The following is a 19,831-nucleotide window of genomic DNA, read 5'->3' as shown; positions in this document are numbered from 1 at the left end:
GGCACCCACCCGGCCGGGTGCCCCCGGGGCACCTACAGTCCGACCTCGTGACCAGCGCGGAACCGACGACGTCGCGGGTGCGGCCCTCCCCGCAGGGGGTCGCCGTCGCGGCGGCCGCCGTCTTCGTGGTGGTCATGGGGTTCATCGGCTGGCGGCTGGCCGAGGGCGGCACGGTGCTGCACCTGCTGGGCGGCTACGTGCTGCGCGGCGGGTTCGGGGTCGTGCTCACCCCGAGGGTGCTCCTGCCGGTGGTCGTCGGGGTCGTGCTGGTGCTGGTCGGTCCCGGTCTGGCCGCCCGGGTGCGGTTCGGCGTGCTGGCCGCCGGGTCGGCGGTCGCGGCGGCGGTGTGGGCGGTGGCGCTGGCGTTGAGCAGCGGCTGGCACCGGCTGCCCGAGCCGCTGTCGGTGGTCTACGAGTACCCCAACGACGTGCCCCGGGTGGGCGCGATCGGGCCGTTCCTGTCCACGTTCACCGACTTCGTGCCCGCCGACTCGCCCGACCCGTGGACCACCCACGTCGCCGGCCACCCGCCGGGCGCGCTGCTGTCGTTCGTGCTGCTGGACCGGTTGGGCCTGTCGGGCCTGGGGTGGGACGCCGCGCTGTGCATCGTCGGTGGCGTCCTGGCCGTGCCGGCCGTCCTCGTCACCGTGCGGGCGGTGGCCGACGAGGCGCAGGCGCGGGTGGTGGCGCCGTTCCTCGTGCTCGCCCCGATCGCGCTGTGGGTGGCCACGAGCGCCGACGCCCTGTTCGCCGGGGTCGCCGCGTGGGGGGTGGCCGGGCTGGCCACCGCGGCGGTGTCCTCGGGGTGGCGTCGGGACGCCAAGGCGCTGGCCGGCGGCCTGCTGCTGGGCCTGGCGCTGTTCCTGTCCTTCGGGCTGACGGCGCTCGGCCTGGTGGCGATCGTGGTCGTGCTGGTGCACCGGCGCGTGCTGGGCTGGGGCGGGGTCGTGCGGGTGCTGGCGGTGGGCGCCGTCGGGGTGCTCGTCGTGGTGGGGCTGTTCCTGCTCGGCGGGTACTGGTGGCTCGACGGCTTCCACGCCGCGGGTGACCGGGTGCGCTCGGGGCCCTCCTACGCCAACCGCCCCTTGGCGTTCTTCCTGTTCTCCAACCTCGCCGCGGCGGCCCTGGCGGTGGGGCCGGCCGCGATCGCGGGGCTCGCGTCGTTGCGCCGCCACCGGCTGGCGCTGCTCCCGCTGGCCGCGTTGCTGGGCATCCTGGCCAGCGACCTCACCGGCCTGGTCCGCGGGGAGACCGAGCGCATCTGGCTGCCGTTCTACGTGTGGGTGCTGACCGCGACCGCCTTCCTGCCCGAGCGGCAGCGCCGGCTCTGGCTCGCGCTGGGTGCCGCCCTGGCCGTCGTCATCGAGGTGACCGTCCGCACCGAGTGGTGAGATGCCCCCGTGAGTCGTCGGGGTTGGGCGCTGTTCGTCGCCATGTCGGTCATCTGGGGTGTGCCCTACCTGCTGATCAAGGTCGCCGTCGGCACCTTCGACCCGGTGCTGGTGGTGTTCGCCCGGTGCGTGCTCGGCGCCGTCCTGCTCGTGCCGCTCGTGGTCGCCCGCGGCCAGCAGCGCGAGCTGGCGCGGCACTGGCGGCCCCTGCTGGCCTTCACCGTGCTGGAGATGACCGGGCCGTGGTTGCTGCTCAGCGTCGCCGAGCAGACGCTGTCGTCCTCGCTCACCGGGCTGCTGGTGGCCACCGTGCCGTTCGTCGCCGCGCTCGCCGGGCAGCTTCTCGGCGGTGAGGAGCCGCTGTCCCGGGTGCGGATCGTCGGCATGCTGGTGGGCGTCGTCGGCATCGGGGCCCTGCTCGGGCTCGACGTGCGGGGCGCCGAGGTGTTGGCCATCGGCGCCGTCGTCCTCACCGTCGTCGGGTACGGGACGGCGCCGCTGATCATCAGCCGCAAGCTCGCCGACGTGCCGGGCGTCGCGGCCAGCGCCGTCGCCCTGTGCGTGACGTCGCTGGTCTACGCCCCGTTCGCGGTGCCCCGGCTCGACCAGTTCGCCGGTGCACCGCTGGACGCGGTGGGCGCGGTCGTCGTCCTCGGGCTGGTCTGCACGGCGGTGGCGTTGGTGCTGTTCTTCCGGCTCATCCGGGAGGTGGGGCCGCAGCGCGCGTTGGTCATCACGTTCGTCAACCCGGCCGTCGCGGTGCTGCTGGGTGTGCTGCTGCTCGGTGAGCCCTTCACCGTCGGCATCGCGGTCGGTCTGCCCGTGATCCTGGTCGGCTGCGTGCTGGCCACCCGCCGCACCCGGGCCCGCGCCCCCGAACCCCTGCCCGTCGCCCCTGCCTGAGGTCACGATCGGGTCACGGGGTCACCCCCTCGTCGTCCCGAGCGACGTCTTAGTGGCGTGCATCGACCACAGGGGGACGGATGAGCGCGGACGACGAGTTCGCCGCGTTCGTGGCGCAGCGGTCCACGGCTCTGCTGAGAACGGCGTACCTGCTCACCGGGGACCGCGGCCACGCCGAGGACCTGCTGCAGACCGCGCTGGTGAAGACCTACCGGCACTGGGGTCGGCTGGCCAACCGCGACGACCCGACGGCCTTCGTCCGCAAGGTCCTGGTGACCACGCACGCCGGGTGGCGCCGCCGGGTGCGGGTCGCTGAGTTCCTCTCGACGACGCCTCTGCTGCAGACCGCCGAGGACGACGCCCCCGATCTGGGCGAGCGCGACCGACTCGTCACCGCGCTGTCGGCTCTACCGCCCCGTATGAGGGCCGTCCTGGTCCTCCGCTACTGGGAGGACCTGTCCGAAGCCGGCACCGCCGAGGCGCTCGGGTGCTCGGTCAACACCGTCAAGACCCACACCACCCGAGGGTTGGCCCGGCTGCGTGCGCAGCTGGTCGACCCCGCCATCGCAGGGGAGTTCTGACATGGACGTCGAAGCGCAGCTGCGTGCCGGGCTCTCGTCCCGGGCCGCCGACATCGACTCCGCCCCCAGTGGTCTGGTCGACGAGGTCCTCGCGGGCCACCGCCGCTCGGTGCGCCGCCGCCGCGCCGCCCTCGTCGCCGGAGCCGTCGCCGTTCTCGTGGCGGTGACGGTCCCGGTAGGTCTCACGGTCACCCGACCCGTGGGTGGTGTGGCTGCTCCGACCACGGTGGGTGCAGGGCCGGCGACGACGCCCGCGGTCGAGGCGGGTTCCCGAGCCTTCGACCTCCCCACCCGCGGTGGTCTCGCGGGTGATCCGGCCTACCTGCAGGCCCTGCTGGAGCGACCCTGGAGCTCGCTCGCGGAGTACGCCGGTCCGCCGGTCGAGACGCGTTCGGTCGTCTACGCGGCCGACGGTGTGGACGGGGTCACCGCCCTCGTGGTCGGGTGGCAGGACGGCGGGTGGCGCGGCATCTGGTGGGAGGGGCCCAGCGGTGCGGCCGTGCCGGACCTCGTCGCCGCCGGCGATGCCACCCCGGTCGACCCGTCCTGGGCATCGATGTACACGGGGTCGCAGCTACTGCTCATCGGGCGCCCTGGGGACGCCATCGAGGTCTCTGCCCGCCAGGACATCGCGGCCGATGGGTCGATCGTCGCGGCCCCGTTCGTCGACGTCGCCGAGGCCGACGGAACGGGGGTCGTCGAGGGAGCGGGGCTCGGCACAGCGAGGATCCGGGTCGTCCGCAACGGCGCTGTGGTCGTCGACCAGACCGTCGTAGGCGGACAGGAGGCCCAGGAAGGGACCGCTGAACAGCTCGACCTCTCCGCAGCGCTCGCCGCCGCAGCGGGAGACCCCGAGCAGTCGCTGGTGCGGATGATGGCCCAGGAAGTGCTCAACCGTCTCGGCCTTGCGCCCTCCGCAGTGGTGGTGGGCGTGCGGTGGGGTGGACCCATCGGGAACGCGAACCTCGCGGCCACGTCCGCCGTCGTCACGGTCCGACTGCCGTCGGGTGCCACGGTGGTCGTCGGGGCCGTCGGGAGCGAACAGCAGGCGGGCGACACCTTCGTGACCGTCGCGCCCTGCGCCCAGGCCATCCTGCCTGCCGGTACCGACGTCGACCGGCTGCTCGTGGCCATGCGGTGCGACCTCACGGCGCTCGCCGACGGCCGGAGCCTCGGCAACCAGCTGGTCGTCGTCCCGCCCGTGGGAACGGCCGAGGTACAGCTGACCGGGGCCGGTGGAGAGGTCATCGACTCCCGTGAGCTCACCGGCCCTGTCTACGTCGAGCCGGCGCCCGATGGTGTGGTGGGGGCGGTCGCACTCGCGGCCGACGACGAGGTGCTGGCGCGAATGCCTCTGCTCGGTGTGGCGCCGTTGCAGGTCGACTGACGACGGCGGGGCGTTTCCGCGGGAACGCACCTACGTCTCAGGCTGCTTCGGCGCGAAGTCGGGAGGTCTGCTGCTGGCGGAGGACGGCTCGGTTGTCGAGGAGGACGCCGAGGGCGTAGCCGATGCCCAGGCGCTCGCCGTTGGCCTGCCAGACGGGTGGCAGGCCGTCGTGCGGCAGCGGTCGTGGTTCGCGGCCGGGTTCGGCGGGGGCCCACACGGGCGTGCCGTCCGAGGTGGTGGCCGCGAGCCGGCCGTCGTCGGTGCGGCACAGGGCGAGGTCGAGGTCGTGGACGAGGCCGTGGCAGCGGTCGCAGAGCAGGACGAGGTTGTCGACGTCGGTGCGGCCGCCGGCCAGCCAGCTGACCAGGTGGTGGGCGTGCAGGCGTTCGGGGCGGGTCTCGGCGCAACCGGGCCGGGCGCAGCCGCGGTCACGGACCAGTAGGGCGCGGCGTTGCGCTGTGGTGGCGAAGCGGCGGGTGCGGCCGCTGGCCAGCACCTGGCCGTCCTCGACCAGGACGACGGTGAGCGCGGCGTCGCAGGCCAGGCGGCGGGCCTGCGCGGGGGTGAGGGCGGCGACGCCGTCGATGGCGGCTTGGCCGGCTGCGGCGTCGTCGGCCAGTACCGCGGCGTCGACCCGGACGACGACCTCGCGGCGGGCTGGGTCGCCGGGCTGGGTGTCGACTGCCCCGGCGCCAGCTCGTCCCAGGTCGAGCAAAGCTGAGGTCCGGGCGACGGTGACCCGGGCGCGGCGGATGGCTGCCATGTGCGGGCCGCCGCCGGTCGTGCGGTCGTCGGGCAGGTCGTCGCCGGCGACCCAGTCGGACCAGTCCGGGGCCACCTGCTCCGCCTCGGCGTCCCGTTCGGTGCCGTTGTCGGCCGAACGGTTGCGGGTGATGCGTTCGCGGCGGGTGAGTACCTCGGCGCGGTGCTCGACCAGGCCGATCAGTTCGGCGGCGTCCTCGGCGGACAGGCGCAGCCGCAGGGTCACGCTGCCGTCACCCTCGTCGTGCCAGTCGAACCGTTGCTCCCACTGCGGGACCGGGCGGTTGGGGTCGGCGCCGTCGGGCCAGGCGGCGAGCCAGACCGCGGCTGCGGCTTCGCGGCCGGCGGCCGCGGCGTCGTCCTCGGTGGCGCCGTCGGCGAGGGCCTCGGCGCGGGCTTCGGCCTCGGCGGTCTCGCTGCGGACTCGTGCATGTTCGGTCTGGGTGGCGTCGGAGCGGCGCCAGCCGGCCACGACCTTGTCCAGTTGAGCGGCCGTGCAGTGCTCGGCGAGGCGGAGCAGCATCTCCTCGCTGCCGGCGTCGGCGACACGGGCGATGGCGCGGGCCTTGGCGTAGGAGATGCGGCCGGACCGTAGCTGCTCGGTGACGGCGGGGAGGGCGGGGAGGGTGCGAGCGAGACGGACGTGGTCGCGGGCGGTGCCGGGGCTGATGCCGCACTGCCAGGACAACCACTGGGCGCACGACGTGACCCCGGGCACCACCCAGCCACGGCGGCGGTCGAACTCGGCCACCAGCAGCAACCAGGCTGCCGTGGCAGCGGAGATGGCCACGGCGCCGGCGCACAACCGGGTGGCGAGCTCGGGCAGCGGGACGGCGTCCTCGGCCCGGTCGGGCTCCCACTCCTTCGTCGGCGGCACACGCACCCCGTCGACGACCTCAGGCGCACCGAGGTCGGTCACCGTGCTCTTCTCCTGCAGCACCGTCGGCATCGCAGACCACCTCCCGCTCAGTTCGAACACTTGAGCGAACGATGGCACGCGGCACCGACAGAACTGCGCGTCGGCGTTTCCGCGGAAACGCCGACCTGCGATCAGGGCTGCTGCGGCGCGGCGCGCAGGAGGGCGGTGGCGAACTCGCGCATGCCGTCCTCGAACGACACGGCAGCGGCGTAGCCGAGCTCGTCCTGGGCCCGCGCCGGGCTGGCCACCACGTGGCGCACGTCGCCGATGCGGTACTGCCCGGTGACCTCGGGCGCTGGTCCGCCGAACGCCTCGGCCAGCGCGGCGGCCATGTCGCCGACGGTGTGCGGGGTGCCGCTGGCGACGTTGTAGGTGCGCAGCGTCGACTCCTCCGGCGGGTTCTCGTAGGCCCTCAGGTTCGCCTGCGCGACATCGGTGACGTGCACGAAGTCGCGCATCTGGCCACCGTCCTCGTACACCTGCGGGGGCCGGCCACCCTCCAGGGACGAACGGAAGATCGACGCCACCCCGGCGTAGAAGGTGTCGCGGGGCATCCGGGGGCCGTACACGTTGTGGTACCGCAGGCCCACGGCCGTGCCACCCGTCGAGCGCGCCCACGCCGACGACAGGTGCTCCTGCGCCAGCTTGGTCGCGGCGTAGGTGTTGCGCGGGTCGGGGGCGGTCTCCTCGCCCACCCGGCCCCACGCCAGCGGCCGACCGCAGACCGGGCACGGCGGGTCGAAGACCCCCGCGTCGAGGTCGGGACGGCGACGCGGCGCGGCGGCCACCACCCCGTGCTCGGCGCACTCGTAGCGGCCCTCGCCGTAGACCACCATGGAGCTGGCGAACACCAGCTGCCCGACGTCGGCGCGGGCCATCCCGGCCAGCAGCACCGCCGTCCCCAGGTCGTTGATGCCGGCGTACTGGGGCATGTCCTGGACGTCGATGCCCAGGCCGACCATGGCCGCCTGGTGGTTGACCGCGTCGACGCCGCGCAGCACCCGGTCGACCGTCGCGGGGTCGCGGACGTCGCCCACCACCAGCTCGACGCCGTCGAGCCCGGGCGGGCCGTCGGGGTAGACGGGGTGGACGGCGGGCAGCAGCGCGTCCAGCACCCGCACCTCGTGCCCGGCGTCGAGGTGGGCGGCGACGACGTGGGAGCCGATGAACCCGGCTCCGCCGGTGACGAGGATGCGCACGACGATGAACGCTAGGTCGCCGCGCTCCCGGGCGCAGCGCGGGTGGCCAACCGGGCCCGAAGTCCGTCCAGCATGAGTGCCAACCCGGTCTCGAACCGCTCGTCGTCGTCGCCGAACCCCTCGGTCGCCGCCACGAGGTGGGGGTACTCGGTGTGCGGGGGGCGGACGTCGCCCGGCGGGCGGTCGAGCGCGGCCTGGGTCTCCAGGACGTCGCCGAGCAGGAACGAACCGAGTGCGGTCAGCACCTGCACCGCTTCGCCCGGCGCCAGCCCGGCCCCCACGAGGGCGGCGATGGTCCGCTCGATCTCGGGCAAGGCGTCCTCGGTGGGCCGGTTGCCTGCCACCACCAGCACGCTGTCCCGGTGCGCGAGCAGCGCCGCGCGGCGCACCCGGATGCCGTCGGCGAGCCAGTCGAGAACCGGCTCGCCCTCGGCGGGGGCGCGGCGGGCGGGCAGCTCGGCGAGCACGTTCTCGGCGACCAGGTCCAGCAGGTGCCGCTTGTCCGTGACGTGCCAGTACAGCGTCGGCGCGCTGACCCCCAGTCGCTTCGCCAGCCCGCGCAGCGTCAGACCGGCCAGGCCGTTGGCGTCGATCACCTCGACCGCCTCGCGCACGACGTCGTCCCTGGTGAGCGGCATGCTTGACACCCTAACGCCGTTAGAGCATGGTTGGCGCATGCCTCTAACAGCGTTAGGGACTCGCCTAGGTGGGGTCGACCGTGCGCCCGCCGTGCAGGTCCGCGGTCTCGTGAAGACTTACCCCGGCAAGGGGAAGCGCTCGGACGTCGAGGCGGTGCGCGGCATCGACCTCGACGTCCCGGCCGGCGAGTTGTTCGGGTTCCTGGGCCCGAACGGCGCCGGCAAGTCCACGACCATCAAGATCCTCTGCACATTGGTCCGGCCCACCGGCGGTTCGGCCCAGGTGGCCGGGTTCGACGTCATCCGCGAGCGGGACGACGTCCGGCGCCACATCGGGCTGGTCTTCCAGGAGACGACGCTCGACGGGCACCTGACCGCGGAGCAGAACCTGCGCTTCCACGCCGAGATCTACGGCATGGCCAGGGCGAGCGTCGGGCCCCGGCTCGACGCGGTCCTGGAGATGGTCGGGCTGGCCGAGCGGCGCTCGGCGGTGGTGAACACGTTCTCCGGCGGCATGAAGCGGCGGCTGGAGATCGCCCGCGGCCTCATGCACTCCCCGCGCGTGCTGTTCCTCGACGAGCCCACCATCGGCCTGGACCCCGAGTCCCGCGCCGGCCTGTGGGACTACGTCGACCGGCTGCGGGCTGAGGAGGACATCACCGTCTTCCTCACCACGCACTACATGGACGAGGCCGAGCGCTGCGACCGCATCGCCATCGTCGACGGCGGGCGGGTCGGTGCGCTGGACTCCCCGGCCGCGCTCAAGGCCAGCGTCGGCCACGACCGGGTGCGGGTCGTCACCACCGACGACGACGCCGCCGAGGCCCTGGTCCGGGACCGGCTGGGCGCGGAGACCGTGCGGGAGGAGGGCGCGCTGGTCGTGCTCACCCCGGACGGCGAGCAGTTCGTGCCCCGGCTGTTCGAGCTGGGGCTCACCGTGCGCTCGGTGAGCGTGACGAGGCCGAGCCTGGACGACGTCTTCCTGGCCTACACCGGCGCTCGCCTCGCCGACCGACAAGCCGCCGCCCCCGGCGGGAAGGGGCGACCCCGATGACCACCACCGTCGCCCCGGTGCAGGTCGCCACCCGCGGGCCGGCGCACGAGCTGCGCGCGGTGAAGGTCGTGTGGCAGCGCGAGCTCATCCGCTTCCGCGCCGACCGCGGCCGGATCCTCTCCTCGTTCGCCCAGCCGCTGCTGTTCCTGTTCGTGCTCGGCAAGGGCCTGGGCGCGAGCATCGGCGCGGGCACCTTCGGCGGCACCGACTACTCGACGTTCCTGTTCCCCGGCGTGCTCGCCACCTCGGTCATGTTCACCGCGGTGTTCTCGGCCATCTCCATCGTGTGGGACCGCGAGCTGGGGTTCCTGCGCGAGATGCTCGTGGCCCCGGTGCGGCGCACGTCGATCGTGCTCGGCAAGGCCCTCGGCGGGGCGACCGTGGCGAGCCTGCAGGCGCTGGTGCTGCTGGCGCTGGCCGGCGCGGTCGGGGTGCCCTACGACCCGCTGATGCTGCTCACGGTCTTCGTGCTGCTGTTCGTGGTCGCCTTCACGCTCACCTCGCTGGGACTGCTCATCGCGGTGCGGGCCGACCAGATCCAGACCGTGATGCCCCGGGTGCAGCTGCTGCTCGCGCCGCTGATGTTCCTGTCCGGGGCGTTCTTCCCGGTCACCGGTGCGCTTCCGGCCTGGCTGCACGGGCTGGCCCTGGTCAACCCGATCACCTACGGGGTCGACGCCGTCCGCCGCGTCGTCCTCGGCGTGGTCGACGGCGGCGACGCCGCGGCCGCCGAGGTCGCGCTGCGGTGGGGCGGCTGGGCGGTGCCGATCTGGCTGGACGTCGTCGTGGTCGCCGGCGTCGGTGGTCTGCTGCTGGCCGCGTCGGCCTGGCTCTTCAGCCGGCCCGAGTGACCTGTCGGTGGGTGCCGCTAGCTTCGCCGCCGTGGAACCCGAACGCTGCGCCTGGGCGACCAGCACCCCCGACTACGTCGCCTACCACGACGAGGAGTGGGGGGTGCCGCTGCGCGGCGACGACGCCCTGTTCGAGCGGCTGTGCCTCGAGGCGTTCCAGAGCGGCCTGTCGTGGATCACGATCCTGCGCAAGCGGCCGGCCTTCCGGGCCGCGTTCGCCGGGTTCGCGATCGACGCGGTGGCGGAGTTCGGGGACGCCGACGTCGAGCGGTTGATGGCCGACGCCGGCATCGTCCGCAACCGGGCGAAGATCGAGGCCGCGCTGCGCAACGCGCGGGCTGCGCAGCGCGTGCCGCAGGGGCTGTCGGAGCTGCTGTGGTCCTACGCCCCGCCGCCGCGCCCGAACCCGGCCACCCTGGCCGACGTCCCGGCCTCCACACCCGAGTCGACGGCGTTGGCGAAGGAGCTGAAGCGGCGCGGCTTCGCCTTCGTCGGACCGACCACGGCATACGCGCTCATGCAGGCCACCGGCATGGTCGACGACCACGTCGCCGGTTGCTTCCGGGCCGGGTCCGGTCCGCGGGGGTGAGGGCTCGTGTTGGTCCGGGGACAGGCATGCGGGAGAATGGGACCCAGCTCTGGTTCCCGCATTGACGAACAGCCACACCGCGCCCCGCACGGGGTCGCGGGTGGCCGGTTGAAGGAGGCACGCATGGCGGCCATGAAGCCGCGTACGGGTGAAGGTCCCCTCGAGGTCACCAAGGAGGGTCGCGGCCTGGTCATGCGCGTGCCGTTGGAGGGCGGTGGCCGGCTGGTGGTCGAGCTGTCGGCCGACGAGGCGGCGGCGCTCTCCGAGGCGCTCCAGGGCGCGATCAGCTGACGGGTCCGGCAGGACAGACGGCCCCGGCCGCCGGCAGCACGCCGGTGACCGGGGCCGTCGTGCACCCCACGGCCCCGCACCCGCGGGTCAAGCTGGCCACGAGCCTGCCCGAGCTCACCGAGGACGACGTCCTCGCCGTACCGGTCGGCGCCCGCGGCGCGCTGCCGGCCTGGTTGGCCGCCGCCGACCTCGACCCCGAGTGGGTGGCCGGCGCGCTCGCCGACACCGGCAACGGCGGCCGCCCCGGCGGCATCACCAACCTGCCCGTGCCCGGACGCCGGCCGCGCTCGCTCGTCGCCGTCGGCCTCGGCGACGCCACCCCGGACCACCTGCGCAGCTGCGTGGCCGTCGCCGTCCGGCGCGCCCAGACGCTGGCCGAGCACGGCGCCACCCGTCTGGTGCTCCCGCTGCCCCCCGACGTCGACCCCGAGCGGGTGCGCGTGGCCGCCGAGACCGTGCTGCTGGCCGGCTACCGACACCGCCGCACCTCGAGCCCGCACCCGCGCCGGCTGGCCCGCGTCGTCCTGGTCGTCCCGGGCGCCGGGCCCGCGGCGGTCGACGCGCTGCACCGCGGGCTGGTCACCGGCGCGGCCGTCGTGTGGGCCCGCGACCTGGTGGCCGCCCCGCCCGACGTCGCCGACCCCGTCTGGCTGGCCGGCCAGGCGACCGACCGGCTGGCCACCCACGACCGGGTGCGCACGACCGTGCTCGGCCCCCGGCAGCTCCGGGCCGCCGGCTTCGGCGGGTTGCTCGCCGTCGGCGGTGGCTCGGACAGCCCGCCGCGGCTGGTGGTCGCCGAGCACGCGCCGCCCGACGGTGGGCCGCACGTGGTGCTGGTCGGCAAGGGCATCACCTTCGACACCGGCGGCATCTCCATCAAGACGACCGCGGGCATGCGGCAGATGCACACCGACATGGCCGGGGCGGCCGCGGTGCTGGCGGTGCTCGACGCGGTCGCCCGGCTGGGGCTGCCCGTGCACGTCACGGCACTCGCGCCGTTGGCCGAGAACGCGGTGTCCGGGGCCGCCTACCGCCCCGGCGACGTGCTCACCCACGTCGGCGGCCGCACCACCGAGGTGCGCAGCACCGACGCCGAGGGCCGGCTGGTGCTGGCCGACGCCCTCGCCCACGCCCGGCTCGGGCTCGGAGCCGACCTGCTGGTCGACGTCGCCACCCTGACCGGCGCCGCCCGCACCGCACTGGGCGCCCGCACCGGCGCGCTCTTCGCCACCGACGACGACCTGGCGCAGGGGCTGCTCGCGGCGGGGGAGGTGGCCGGTGAGCCCTGGTGGCGGATGCCGCTGACCGACGAGCACGTCGGTCACCTGCGCGAGCAGCTCGACAGCCCGGTCGCCGACGCGAACAACAGCCCCGGCGCGCCCGGCGCCACCACCGCCGCGCTGTTCCTGCAGCCCTTCGCCGGTGCGCTGCCGTGGGCCCACCTCGACATCGCCGGGCCGGCCCGGGCCAGCAGCGACCACGCCGAGACGGTCAAGGGCGGCACCGGGTTCGCCGTCCGCACCCTGCTGCGCTGGCTGGAGTCCGGGGTGTCGAGCCCCTCGGCGGCGGGCAGGGCACACCCGGAGCCGCGCCACCAGGCGTGACCGGATCGCACCGCTGCGGCGGGGCGGCGAGGAGGCGACACCATGGCAGGACTGGGCGACAAGGCCAAGGACTTCCTGAACAGCGACAAGGGCGAGAAGGCCAGCGACAGCGCCCTGGACAAGGGCGCGCAGTTCGCCGAGGGCAAGGCCGGCGGGCACGCCGACCAGATCGAGAAGGGCCGCGACGCCCTCGACGACCGGATCGGCTCCGGCGGCGACGAGCGCTGAGCCCCGCGCGGTGCGGCATGCTCGCGGCGTGAGCGAGCAGCAGCACGGCGTCGTGTTCCCGGCCGGCCCCGACGGTCGGCGCAGCACCGGGGCGGTCGGCCGCCGCGTGGTCGCCGATGCGCTCCGCCCGGTCGACCCGACCGGGGCCGCCGCGGCCGAGCGGGAGACGAACTGGCGCTCGGGCTACCTGTCGCACATCCGGCGCACCACCGAGGCCGGCCTGGGCTCCCGCGACGCCGCCCTGTCGATCGCCGCCGCGGGGCTGGAGTCGGTGCACCGGCAGCTGCGCGTCGTGGTCGGCGGCGGCGAGGTCGAGCTGGGCGTGTTGCGCAGCGCGCCCGCCGACGCGGCGCTGAGCACCGAGACCGTCACCGGGTCTGCCGAGCCCGAGCGGGAGCTCACGCTGCCCCTGGGCGGCCGGCGGCTGCACGGCGCGGAGCTCAGTGACCAGCTCGACGCCTGGGTCGCCCGCGGCGTCGTGGAGCCCAGCTGCGCGACCGCCGTCCGTGCCGTCGCCGAGCACCCGGAGTGGCTGGCCCTGCCCGGCCGCACCGTCGCCGTGCTCGGCGCCGGGGCCGAGATGGGCCCGCTGACCGCGCTGCTGCGGTGGGGCGCCCGCGTCGCCGCCGTCGACCTGCCCCGCCAGCCGTTGTGGGACCGCGTGCTCGACACCGCCTGCCGGGGTGCGGGCACGTTGCTGGTGCCCACCCGGGACGGCGCCCGCGGGGCCGACCTGATCGGCGACGTCCCGGCCGTCGCCGACTGGCTGGGCGGGCTGGACGGCGTCCCCGTGCTGGGCGACTACGTCTACGCCGACGGGGCGACCAACGTGCGGGTGTCGGTCGCGGTCGACGCCCTCACGCTGCGCCTGCAGGGGCAGCGACCCGATCTCGCCCTGGCGTTCCTGGCCACCCCGACCGACGTGTTCGTCGTCCCGGAGGAGGCCGTCGCGGCGTCGCAGCGGGCCTACGCCGCGCGCAGCGCGACCGGCAAGCTGCTGGGCCGGCCGTTGCGCACGGTCTCGGGCGGGCGCCTGCTGCAGCGGTCGTACCCGAGGGACGCCGCCGGGCCGGGGATCGCCGACAGCCTGGTGCCGCAGCAGGGCCCGAACTACGCCCTCGCGAAGCGCCTGCAGCGGTGGCGGGCGACCACCGCCCGGGCGGCCGGCACGACGGTGTCGATGAACGTCGCGCCGCCCACCCGCACCCGGTCGGTGGTGAAGAACCGTGCGCTGGCGGCCGCGTACGCCGGGGCCCACCGGTTCGGCGTCGAGGTCTTCGAGCCGGCGACGTCGAACGTGCTCATGGCCGCGCTGCTGGTGCACGACCTGCACACCGGCGGTGGCCCGGCGCACGAGGAGCCGTGGCAGGACGAGGCCCATGCGGCCGCGCACGGTGGCCTGTGGCGCACCGCCTACGCCCCGCGCAGCGCGCTCGGCCTGGCCGCCGTGCTCGGCGTCGGCGCCGCCCGCGGCTAGCGGGCCGGGCCGACGAGACCCGCGACGACCTCGGCGGAGAGGGTCACCAGCGGCAGCCCGCCCCCGGGGTGGGAGGAGCCGCCGACCAGGAACAGCCCGGGCAGCGGCGAGGCGTTGGCCGGTCGCAGGAACGCCGCGCGGGCGCCGTTGGACGACGTCCCGTAGATCGACCCGCCGACGCTGCCGGTGGCGCGCTCCAGGTCGACCGGGGTGCGCACCTCGCGCCACCGCAGCCGGTCGCGGACGTCGAGACCGCGGCGGGCCAGCACCGCCAGCACGTGGTCGGCGTGGGCGTCGGCCAGGCCGGGGGAGTCCCAGTCGACCGGCCCGTGCCGCGGCGCGTTGACCAGCACGAACCAGGACTCGCTGTCGTCGTCGGGCCGGGTGGCCGGGTCGTCGGGGGCGCTGACGTAGACGGTCGGGTCGCGCAGCGGGCGGGGGCTGCGGAACAGGTCGTCGAACTCGGCGTCGTAGTCCTCGGGGAACAGCACGGTGTGGTGGGCGAGGCCCGCCGTCCGCCCGCGCAGGGCCAGCAGCAGCACGAACCCCGCCGACGACGGTGTCGCCCGGGCGAGGGAGGCGCGGGCGCGGCGCACAGGGGCGACGGCCGGCAGCAGGTCCCGGTACAGCGCCGCGGCGTCGGCGTTGCAGACCACCACGTCGGCGGGCAGGCGCCCGCCGTCGGCCAGCTCGACGCCCGCCGCCCGGCCGCCCTCGACGAGGACGCGGGTGACCGGGGTCGACGTCCGCACCTCCGCGCCGCGCTCGACCGCCCGGTCGGCGACGGCCAGCGGCAACCGCCGCAGACCGCCGCGCACGTACCAGGAGCCCAAGGCCTGCTCGACCCACGGCACGGTGGCCAGCGCGGCGGGCGCGAGACGGGGGTCGGACCCGGAGTAGGTGGCGTAGCGGTCCAGCAGCATGCGCAGGTGGGGGTCGGTGAGGTACTGCACGCCGAGCCCGCGCAGCGAGGACCACGGCGCCACCGTGCGGACGTCGGCCACCGAACGGGCCAGTCGGGCCAGCGTGCGGGCACCCTGCAGCGGGGAGCGCAGGAACGGCTGCTCGGTGACCCGCCAGATCTCGGCGGCCCGGTCGAGGAACGCCGACCACTCCGGCCCGAGGGTCGCCCGGACCCCGTCCAGCGTCCCGGGGACGTCGAGGTCGGTGCCGTCGGCGAAGCGGTAGGCCACCGCGGGGTCCAGCCGCACCAGGTCGAGGACGTCGTCCAGCGGGTCACCGGTCGCGGCGAACAGGTCGCCGAACACCTGGGGGAGCGTGACCAGCGAGGGACCGGTGTCGAAGCCGTGCCCGTCGCGGGACACCCAGCCCAGCTTGCCGCCCACCTCGGCCGCCTGCTCCAGCACGCTCACCCGGTGACCGCCGGCGGCCAGGCGGGCCGCCGCGGCCAGACCGCCGAGCCCGGCACCCACCACCACGACGCGCGCCATGCCGACCACCGTAGGAGCAACTACGGTGCGCTGGTGCCCGAGGACGTCTGGACCCCTGTGGGGCTGCGCTCCGGGCGGACGGTGCGGGTGCACCACAGCGAGGCCGGTACGGGTGGGCGGCCGATCGTCCTGGTGCACGGGCTGGGGATGTCCGGGCGGTCGATGGTGCCGGCGCTGCAGGTGCTGGGCCGCGAACGCCGCACCCTGGCCCCCGACCTCCCCGGCTACGGCCGCACCCGGGGCGGCGGCCGCCCGCTGGGCATCCCGGGGCTGGCCGACGCCCTGGTCCGCTGGCTGGACGCCGCCGGCCTCGACGAGGTCGACCTGGTGGGCCACTCGATGGGCGCGCAGGTGGCGGCCGCGGCGGTGCTGCGGGCCCCCGGGCGGGCCGGGCACCTGGTGCTGGTGGGGCCCACCCGCGACCCCGCCGCGCGCACCTGGGTCGGGCAGGCCTGGCGGCTGCTGGTGGACGCGCCCCGCGAACGGCCGGCGCTGATCCCGGTGGCGGTGCGCGACTACCTGCGGGCAGGCCCGTTGACGATGGTGGCGGTGCTGCGGCATGCGCTGCGCCGACCGGAGGAGCAGGCCATGGGTGGGGTCGACGTCCCGACGCTCGTGCTGCGCGGCAGCCGCGACCCGGTCGCCGGCCAGCGGTGGTGCGAGGACCTCGTCCGGCGCCTGCCGCAGGGCCGGCTGCAGGTGGTGCCCGGCGCGCCGCACGGGCTGGTGTTCTCCGCCCCCGAGGCGTTCGCCCGCGCGGTGCTGGGGTTCTGCCGGTGAGCGTCGTCGGGGCGGTGTACCGGCTGGAGACCGGGCTCCGCGATGCGGTGGCGCGCGTGGCGCGGGCCTTCGGCTGGACGCCGGTGGCCATCCCCTACCCCGGCTACGGCAGCGGTGGACGGGTGCGGGTGCTCGGCCGGGTGCTGCTCGCCCCCGCCGGGACGCACCCCGAGTCGCGGCTGCGCATCCCGGGTTGGCAGCGCTTCCTGACCCTGGAGGCGCCCGACGCCGAGGTGGACGTCGAGGTCGCGGGCACCCGCCGCCGGCTGACCAGCGACGGCGACGGGCTGCTCGACGCCGTCCTGGAGGTGGACCGCCCGCTCGACGGCCGGCCCACGGTCGGCGTCGGCATGACCGCCGGGGACCGGACGGCGACCGCCCCCGCCCACCTGGCCTCGACCGACGCGCACCGGGGCGTCGTGTGCGACATCGACGACACCGTGCTGGTCACCGAGATCGCGCACCCCCTGCGGGCGGCCTACCGCACCTTCGTGCAGCGCAGCCGCAACCGCCGGGCGGTGCCCGGCATGGCCGACCTGCTGCGGGAGGTCACCGCAGGGGCCGAGCACGTGCCGGTGCTCTACCTGTCCAACGGGCCGTGGAACCTCATCGGCCCGCTCGCCCGGTTCCTCGAGCGCAACGGGTTCCCGCCCGGGCCGCTGCTGCTCACCGACTGGGGCCTGCAGCCCGACCGGTGGTTCCGCGACGGCCAGGCGCACAAGCGCAGCTCGCTGCTGCGCTTGGCCGAGGACCTGCCCGGGGTGGACTGGACGCTGGTGGGCGACACCGGCGAGCACGACCCGGCGCTGTACGAGGAGTTCGCCCGCGCCCACCCCGACCGGGTCGCCGAGATCCTGCTGCGCGACACCGGCGCGGCCGAGCCCGTGGTCGAGCGGGTGGGCGAGGTCCCCGTGGTGCGGGCCGCCGACGGCACCGGGCTCAGCCGCGGGCGGGCACGGCTGCGCGGCTGACCAGCGCGGCCAGCGCCGCGTCGGACTCGGCCAGCGCGACCCGGTCGAGGGTGGACGACGAGGCGACCAGCTCGGCCGCACCCGTCCGCCCCACCAGCTGCGCCAGCTCCTCGGCGACGCGCTCCGGCGTGCCCGCGACCGCGCCGGCCACGGTCTGGTCGGCGTACCGCTGCTGGACCGCCGTCATGGCACGGGGCGGCTGCAGCGGCGGGAACGTGCCGGTGGTGCGCGCCTGGGCCATGGCCCACGCCTCGGGCAGCAGCAGGTCGCGGGCGGCGGCGTCGGTGTCGGCGACCAGGACGTCGAGGCTGATGCCCACCCACGGCTGCGGGCACTGCGCCGAGGGGCGGAAGGCCTGCCGGTAACGGTCCAGCGGCTCCTCGGGGTCGCGCAGCAGAGGTCCGCCCACCACGACCGGCAGGCCGAGCGCCGCGGCGACGTCCAGCCCGTGCCCGGTGGCCAGCACGAACAGGGGGACGGCGGCGGCCGGCCGCGGGTGCGCGGTGATCTCGGCGGTGCCCTCCAGGTGTGCGCGCAGCTCGGCGAGGTCGGCGCCGAAGTCGGTGTCGCGCTCGCGCAGGGCGCGGCGGACCGGCGCGGTGAACCCGGGGGAGCGGCCGACGCCGAGGTCGATGCGGCCGGGCGCGACGGCGGCGAGGGTGGCGAACTGCTCGGCGACCACCAGGGGCTGGTGGTGCGGCAGCATCACGCCCGCCGAGCCCAGCCGGATGCGGGAGGTGGCTCCGGTGAGGACGGCGAGCAGCACCGCCGGCGCCGACCCGGCCACCCCGGGGACGCCGTGGTGCTCGGCCACCCAGAACCGGTCGAAGCCCAGCTCCTCGGCCCGCTGCGCCCGCTCGACGGTGTGCGCGACGGCGTCCGCGTCGGTCTCGCCGACCCGGGTACGCGTCCGGTCCAGCAGCGAGAGCCCGATGTCCATGCCCGGCACAACGCAGTGCGGCCCGCGGTCAGTCCCGGCGGACGGGGAGGACGGCGGGGCCGTCGGGGCCCTCGACGACGGCGGCGCGGGCCCCGTAGTGGGTGCGCAGCGCGGCCGGGGTGAGCACCTGCGCGGGCGTGCCCTCGGCGACCACCCGGCCCCCGGCGAGCAGCACCAGCCGGTCGGCGTACTGGCCGGCCAGCGACAGGTCGTGCAGGGTGGAGAGCACGGTCAGCCCGTCGGTGCGGCGCAGCCGGTCGACCAGGTCGAGCACCTGCTGGGCGTGCCCGAGGTCCAGCGCCGTGGTGGGCTCGTCGAGCAGCAGCACCTGCGGCCGCTGGGCCAGCGCCCGCGCCAGCACCGCGCGCTGCTGCTCACCGCCGGACAGGGTGGTCAGCACCCGGTCGGCCAGCCGGTCCAGCTCCAGCCGCGCCATCGTCTCCTCGACCACGGCCCGGTCGGCGGCCCGCGGGGCGGCCAGCAGCGCCCGGTGCGGCGTGCGGCCCAGCGCCACGTAGTCGCGGGTGGTGACGGCCTCGGGCAGCACCGGCAGCTGCGGGGCGTAGGCGAGGAGGCGGGCGCGGTCCCGGCGGGTGAGCGCGTCCAGCGCGACGCCGTCCCAGCACACCGTGCCGCTGTGCCGCATCACGCCGAGCACGGCGCGCAGCAGGGTCGACTTGCCGGCCCCGTTGGGCCCGATGACCGCCGTCCACGACCCGGGCCCGGCGGTGAGCCCGACGTCGGTGAGCACCGGCGCCCGGCCCAGCGCCACCCCGAGCCCGGTGACCTCCAGCCCGGCGCTCACCGGCGCCGGCTCCACAGCAGCGCCGCGAAGAACGGCGCGCCGACGAACGCGGTCACCACGCCCAGCGGCAGCTCGGCCGGCGCCAGCACCGTGCGGGCGACCAGGTCGGCCAGCACCAGGAACGCCCCGCCGGCCAGCAACGACATCGGCAGCAGCAGGTGGTGCGCCCCGCCCACGAGCTTGCGGGCCACGTGCGGCACGACCAGCCCGACGAACCCGATCAGCCCGCTGACCGCCACCGCCGACGCCGTGGCCAGCGAGGCGGCGACCACGACGAGCAGCCGCAGCCGGCCGGGGTGCAGACCGAGCGAGCGGGCCTCGTCGTCGCCGACCGCGAGCACGTCCAGCGCGCGCCCGCAGACCAGCAGGACGGCGACCGCGGCGACCAGGTAGGGCAGCACCAACCCGACGTCGGCCCACGACGCCCGACCCAGCTGACCGAGCAACCACCCGTAGACCTGCTGCAGGTCCTCGGCGTTGCGCTGCTGCACCAGCGTCTGCCCGGCGGCGAGGAACGACGCCACCGCGACCCCGGCGAGCAGCAGCGTGGCGCTCGAGGAGCCGCCGGCCGCCGTCCCCAGGGCGAACGAGGCGCCCACGCCGACCAGTGCGCCGACGAAGGCGGCGACCGGGACGGCGCCGGTCGCCGGGGCGTAGGCGATGACGAGCGTGGCGCCCAGACCGGCGCCGGCCGCCGCCCCGAGCAGGTACGGGTCGGCCAGGGGGTTGCGGAACACGCCCTGGTAGGCCGCGCCGGCGATCGCGAGCGCACCGCCGACCAGCACCGCCAGCACCACCCGGGGGAGCCGCAGCTGCAGCAGCGCGGCGGCCCGGACCGGCTCCAGCCCGCCACCGACGGACCCGCCGAGGGGGCGCACCGCCCGGTCGGCCAGCGTGGCCAGCACGGGGCCCGGGGCCAGCGGCAGCGCGCCGATGCCCACCCCGAGCAGCACGGCGGCCACCAGCACCAGGCCCGCGCCGACCAGGTACGACGCCGGGCGGGCGCGCAC

At 75.9% G+C, this 19,831-nt stretch carries 20 protein-coding genes; 13 read left to right on the top strand and 7 right to left on the bottom strand.

Going from position 1 to position 19,831, the window contains the following annotated elements; translation table 11 throughout:
* Positions 1-47 precede the first annotated feature (47 nt).
* The 4 genes from TEK04_RS02635 (at position 48) to TEK04_RS02620 (ending at position 4,262) form a co-directional block, all read left to right on the top strand.
* A complete protein-coding gene (locus TEK04_RS02635) occupies positions 48-1,391 on the top strand; it encodes a hypothetical protein (RefSeq protein ID WP_336402752.1) in 1,344 nt (447 codons plus the stop codon).
* Positions 1,392-1,400: 9 nt separating this feature from the next.
* A complete protein-coding gene (locus tag TEK04_RS02630) occupies positions 1,401-2,294 on the top strand; it encodes a DMT family transporter (protein WP_336402751.1) in 894 nt (297 codons plus the stop codon).
* An 80-nt stretch (positions 2,295-2,374) separates the two neighbouring features.
* Positions 2,375-2,875, top strand: coding sequence for a SigE family RNA polymerase sigma factor (locus TEK04_RS02625; protein ID WP_336402750.1), 501 nt, complete (start codon positions 2,375-2,377; stop codon positions 2,873-2,875).
* Positions 2,876-3,374: 499 nt separating this feature from the next.
* Positions 3,375-4,262: a hypothetical protein gene (locus TEK04_RS02620; RefSeq protein ID WP_336402749.1), complete on the top strand. Its 888-nt coding sequence runs from the start codon at positions 3,375-3,377 to the stop codon at positions 4,260-4,262.
* 37 nt (positions 4,263-4,299) lie between these two features.
* Here the strand turns inward: TEK04_RS02620 and TEK04_RS02615 are convergent, their stop codons facing one another.
* The 3 genes from TEK04_RS02615 to TEK04_RS02605 form a co-directional block, all read right to left on the bottom strand.
* Positions 4,300-5,973 carry an HNH endonuclease signature motif containing protein gene (locus TEK04_RS02615; RefSeq protein WP_336402748.1) on the bottom strand — a complete coding sequence of 558 codons (1,674 nt, stop codon included), beginning with the start codon at positions 5,971-5,973 and terminating at the stop codon, positions 4,300-4,302.
* Positions 5,974-6,074: 101 nt separating this feature from the next.
* Entirely contained in the window at positions 6,075-7,142 is a 1,068-nt protein-coding gene (locus TEK04_RS02610; protein WP_336402747.1) for an NAD-dependent epimerase/dehydratase family protein, read from the bottom strand.
* Positions 7,143-7,153: 11 nt separating this feature from the next.
* Complete coding sequence (locus TEK04_RS02605) at positions 7,154-7,780, bottom strand: TetR/AcrR family transcriptional regulator C-terminal domain-containing protein (RefSeq protein WP_336402746.1); 627 nt, start codon at positions 7,778-7,780, stop codon at positions 7,154-7,156.
* A 109-nt stretch (positions 7,781-7,889) separates the two neighbouring features.
* Here TEK04_RS02605 and TEK04_RS02600 point away from each other — a divergent pair, with 109 nt between their 5' ends.
* The 7 genes from TEK04_RS02600 (at position 7,890) to TEK04_RS02570 (ending at position 13,874) form a co-directional block, all read left to right on the top strand.
* On the top strand, positions 7,890-8,834 hold the full coding sequence (locus tag TEK04_RS02600; RefSeq protein WP_336402745.1) for an ATP-binding cassette domain-containing protein: 945 nt from the start codon (positions 7,890-7,892) through the stop codon (positions 8,832-8,834).
* Entirely contained in the window at positions 8,831-9,685 is an 855-nt protein-coding gene (locus tag TEK04_RS02595; protein ID WP_336402744.1) for an ABC transporter permease, read from the top strand. The genes TEK04_RS02600 and TEK04_RS02595 overlap by 4 nt, the downstream gene beginning before the upstream one ends.
* 31 nt (positions 9,686-9,716) lie before the next feature.
* Entirely contained in the window at positions 9,717-10,274 is a 558-nt protein-coding gene (locus TEK04_RS02590) for a DNA-3-methyladenine glycosylase I (RefSeq protein ID WP_336402743.1), read from the top strand.
* Positions 10,275-10,397: 123 nt separating this feature from the next.
* Positions 10,398-10,565 (top strand): DUF3117 domain-containing protein, encoded by a 168-nt coding sequence (locus TEK04_RS02585; RefSeq protein WP_082522773.1) that lies wholly within the window; start codon positions 10,398-10,400, stop codon positions 10,563-10,565.
* Positions 10,566-10,609: 44 nt separating this feature from the next.
* Entirely contained in the window at positions 10,610-12,169 is a 1,560-nt protein-coding gene (locus TEK04_RS02580; RefSeq protein ID WP_336402742.1) for a leucyl aminopeptidase family protein, read from the top strand.
* Positions 12,170-12,211: 42 nt separating this feature from the next.
* Positions 12,212-12,397 carry an Rv0909 family putative TA system antitoxin gene (locus tag TEK04_RS02575; RefSeq protein ID WP_336402741.1) on the top strand — a complete coding sequence of 62 codons (186 nt, stop codon included), beginning with the start codon at positions 12,212-12,214 and terminating at the stop codon, positions 12,395-12,397.
* Positions 12,398-12,425: 28 nt separating this feature from the next.
* Entirely contained in the window at positions 12,426-13,874 is a 1,449-nt protein-coding gene (locus TEK04_RS02570; RefSeq protein ID WP_336402740.1) for a hypothetical protein, read from the top strand.
* Here TEK04_RS02570 and TEK04_RS02565 read toward each other — a convergent pair.
* Positions 13,871-15,325 carry a phytoene desaturase family protein gene (locus tag TEK04_RS02565; RefSeq protein ID WP_336402739.1) on the bottom strand — a complete coding sequence of 485 codons (1,455 nt, stop codon included), beginning with the start codon at positions 15,323-15,325 and terminating at the stop codon, positions 13,871-13,873. The genes TEK04_RS02570 and TEK04_RS02565 overlap by 4 nt on opposite strands.
* A gap of 33 nt (positions 15,326-15,358) precedes the next feature.
* On the opposite strand from TEK04_RS02565, the gene TEK04_RS02560 reads away from it, so the two are divergent.
* Together TEK04_RS02560 and TEK04_RS02555 are read left to right on the top strand one after the other, a co-directional pair.
* A complete protein-coding gene (locus TEK04_RS02560) occupies positions 15,359-16,105 on the top strand; it encodes an alpha/beta fold hydrolase (protein ID WP_336402738.1) in 747 nt (248 codons plus the stop codon).
* The gene (locus TEK04_RS02555; RefSeq protein WP_336402737.1) at positions 16,102-17,076 is read left to right on the top strand and encodes an App1 family protein phosphatidate phosphatase; all 975 of its coding nucleotides are present in this window, start codon (positions 16,102-16,104) and stop codon (positions 17,074-17,076) included. Before TEK04_RS02560 ends, TEK04_RS02555 begins: the two co-directional genes overlap by 4 nt.
* Here TEK04_RS02555 and TEK04_RS02550 read toward each other — a convergent pair.
* Genes TEK04_RS02550 through TEK04_RS02540 form a run of 3 tightly spaced genes read right to left on the bottom strand, consistent with a single transcriptional unit; the run spans position 17,045 to position 19,831 of the window.
* The gene (locus TEK04_RS02550; RefSeq protein WP_336402736.1) at positions 17,045-18,016 is read right to left on the bottom strand and encodes an MsnO8 family LLM class oxidoreductase; all 972 of its coding nucleotides are present in this window, start codon (positions 18,014-18,016) and stop codon (positions 17,045-17,047) included. The genes TEK04_RS02555 and TEK04_RS02550 overlap by 32 nt on opposite strands.
* 28 nt (positions 18,017-18,044) lie before the next feature.
* The gene (locus tag TEK04_RS02545) at positions 18,045-18,821 is read right to left on the bottom strand and encodes an ABC transporter ATP-binding protein (RefSeq protein WP_336402735.1); all 777 of its coding nucleotides are present in this window, start codon (positions 18,819-18,821) and stop codon (positions 18,045-18,047) included.
* Positions 18,818-19,831 carry a FecCD family ABC transporter permease gene (locus TEK04_RS02540; protein WP_336402734.1) on the bottom strand — a complete coding sequence of 338 codons (1,014 nt, stop codon included), beginning with the start codon at positions 19,829-19,831 and terminating at the stop codon, positions 18,818-18,820. Before TEK04_RS02540 ends, TEK04_RS02545 begins: the two co-directional genes overlap by 4 nt.

It is taken from the genome of Klenkia sesuvii, assembly GCF_037083825.1.
GTDB lineage: Bacteria > Actinomycetota > Actinomycetes > Mycobacteriales > Geodermatophilaceae > Klenkia > Klenkia sesuvii.
Note: the sequence above shows the minus strand (reverse complement) of the source record. Positions and strands in the feature narration are given on the sequence as shown.

Bases quoted from the DNA above. Each gene is read 5' to 3' on its own strand.
- TEK04_RS02625 (WP_336402750.1), top strand. From the start codon at position 2,375: ATGAGCGCGGACGACGAGTTCGCCGCGTTCGTGGCGCAGCGGTCCACG.
- TEK04_RS02615 (WP_336402748.1), bottom strand. From the start codon at position 5,973: ATGCCGACGGTGCTGCAGGAGAAGAGCACGGTGACCGACCTCGGTGCG.
- TEK04_RS02605 (WP_336402746.1), bottom strand. From the start codon at position 7,780: ATGCCGCTCACCAGGGACGACGTCGTGCGCGAGGCGGTCGAGGTGATC.
- TEK04_RS02595 (WP_336402744.1), top strand. From the start codon at position 8,831: ATGACCACCACCGTCGCCCCGGTGCAGGTCGCCACCCGCGGGCCGGCG.
- TEK04_RS02585 (WP_082522773.1), top strand. From the start codon at position 10,398: ATGGCGGCCATGAAGCCGCGTACGGGTGAAGGTCCCCTCGAGGTCACC.
- TEK04_RS02575 (WP_336402741.1), top strand. From the start codon at position 12,212: ATGGCAGGACTGGGCGACAAGGCCAAGGACTTCCTGAACAGCGACAAG.
- TEK04_RS02565 (WP_336402739.1), bottom strand. From the start codon at position 15,325: ATGGCGCGCGTCGTGGTGGTGGGTGCCGGGCTCGGCGGTCTGGCCGCG.
- TEK04_RS02550 (WP_336402736.1), bottom strand. From the start codon at position 18,016: ATGGACATCGGGCTCTCGCTGCTGGACCGGACGCGTACCCGGGTCGGC.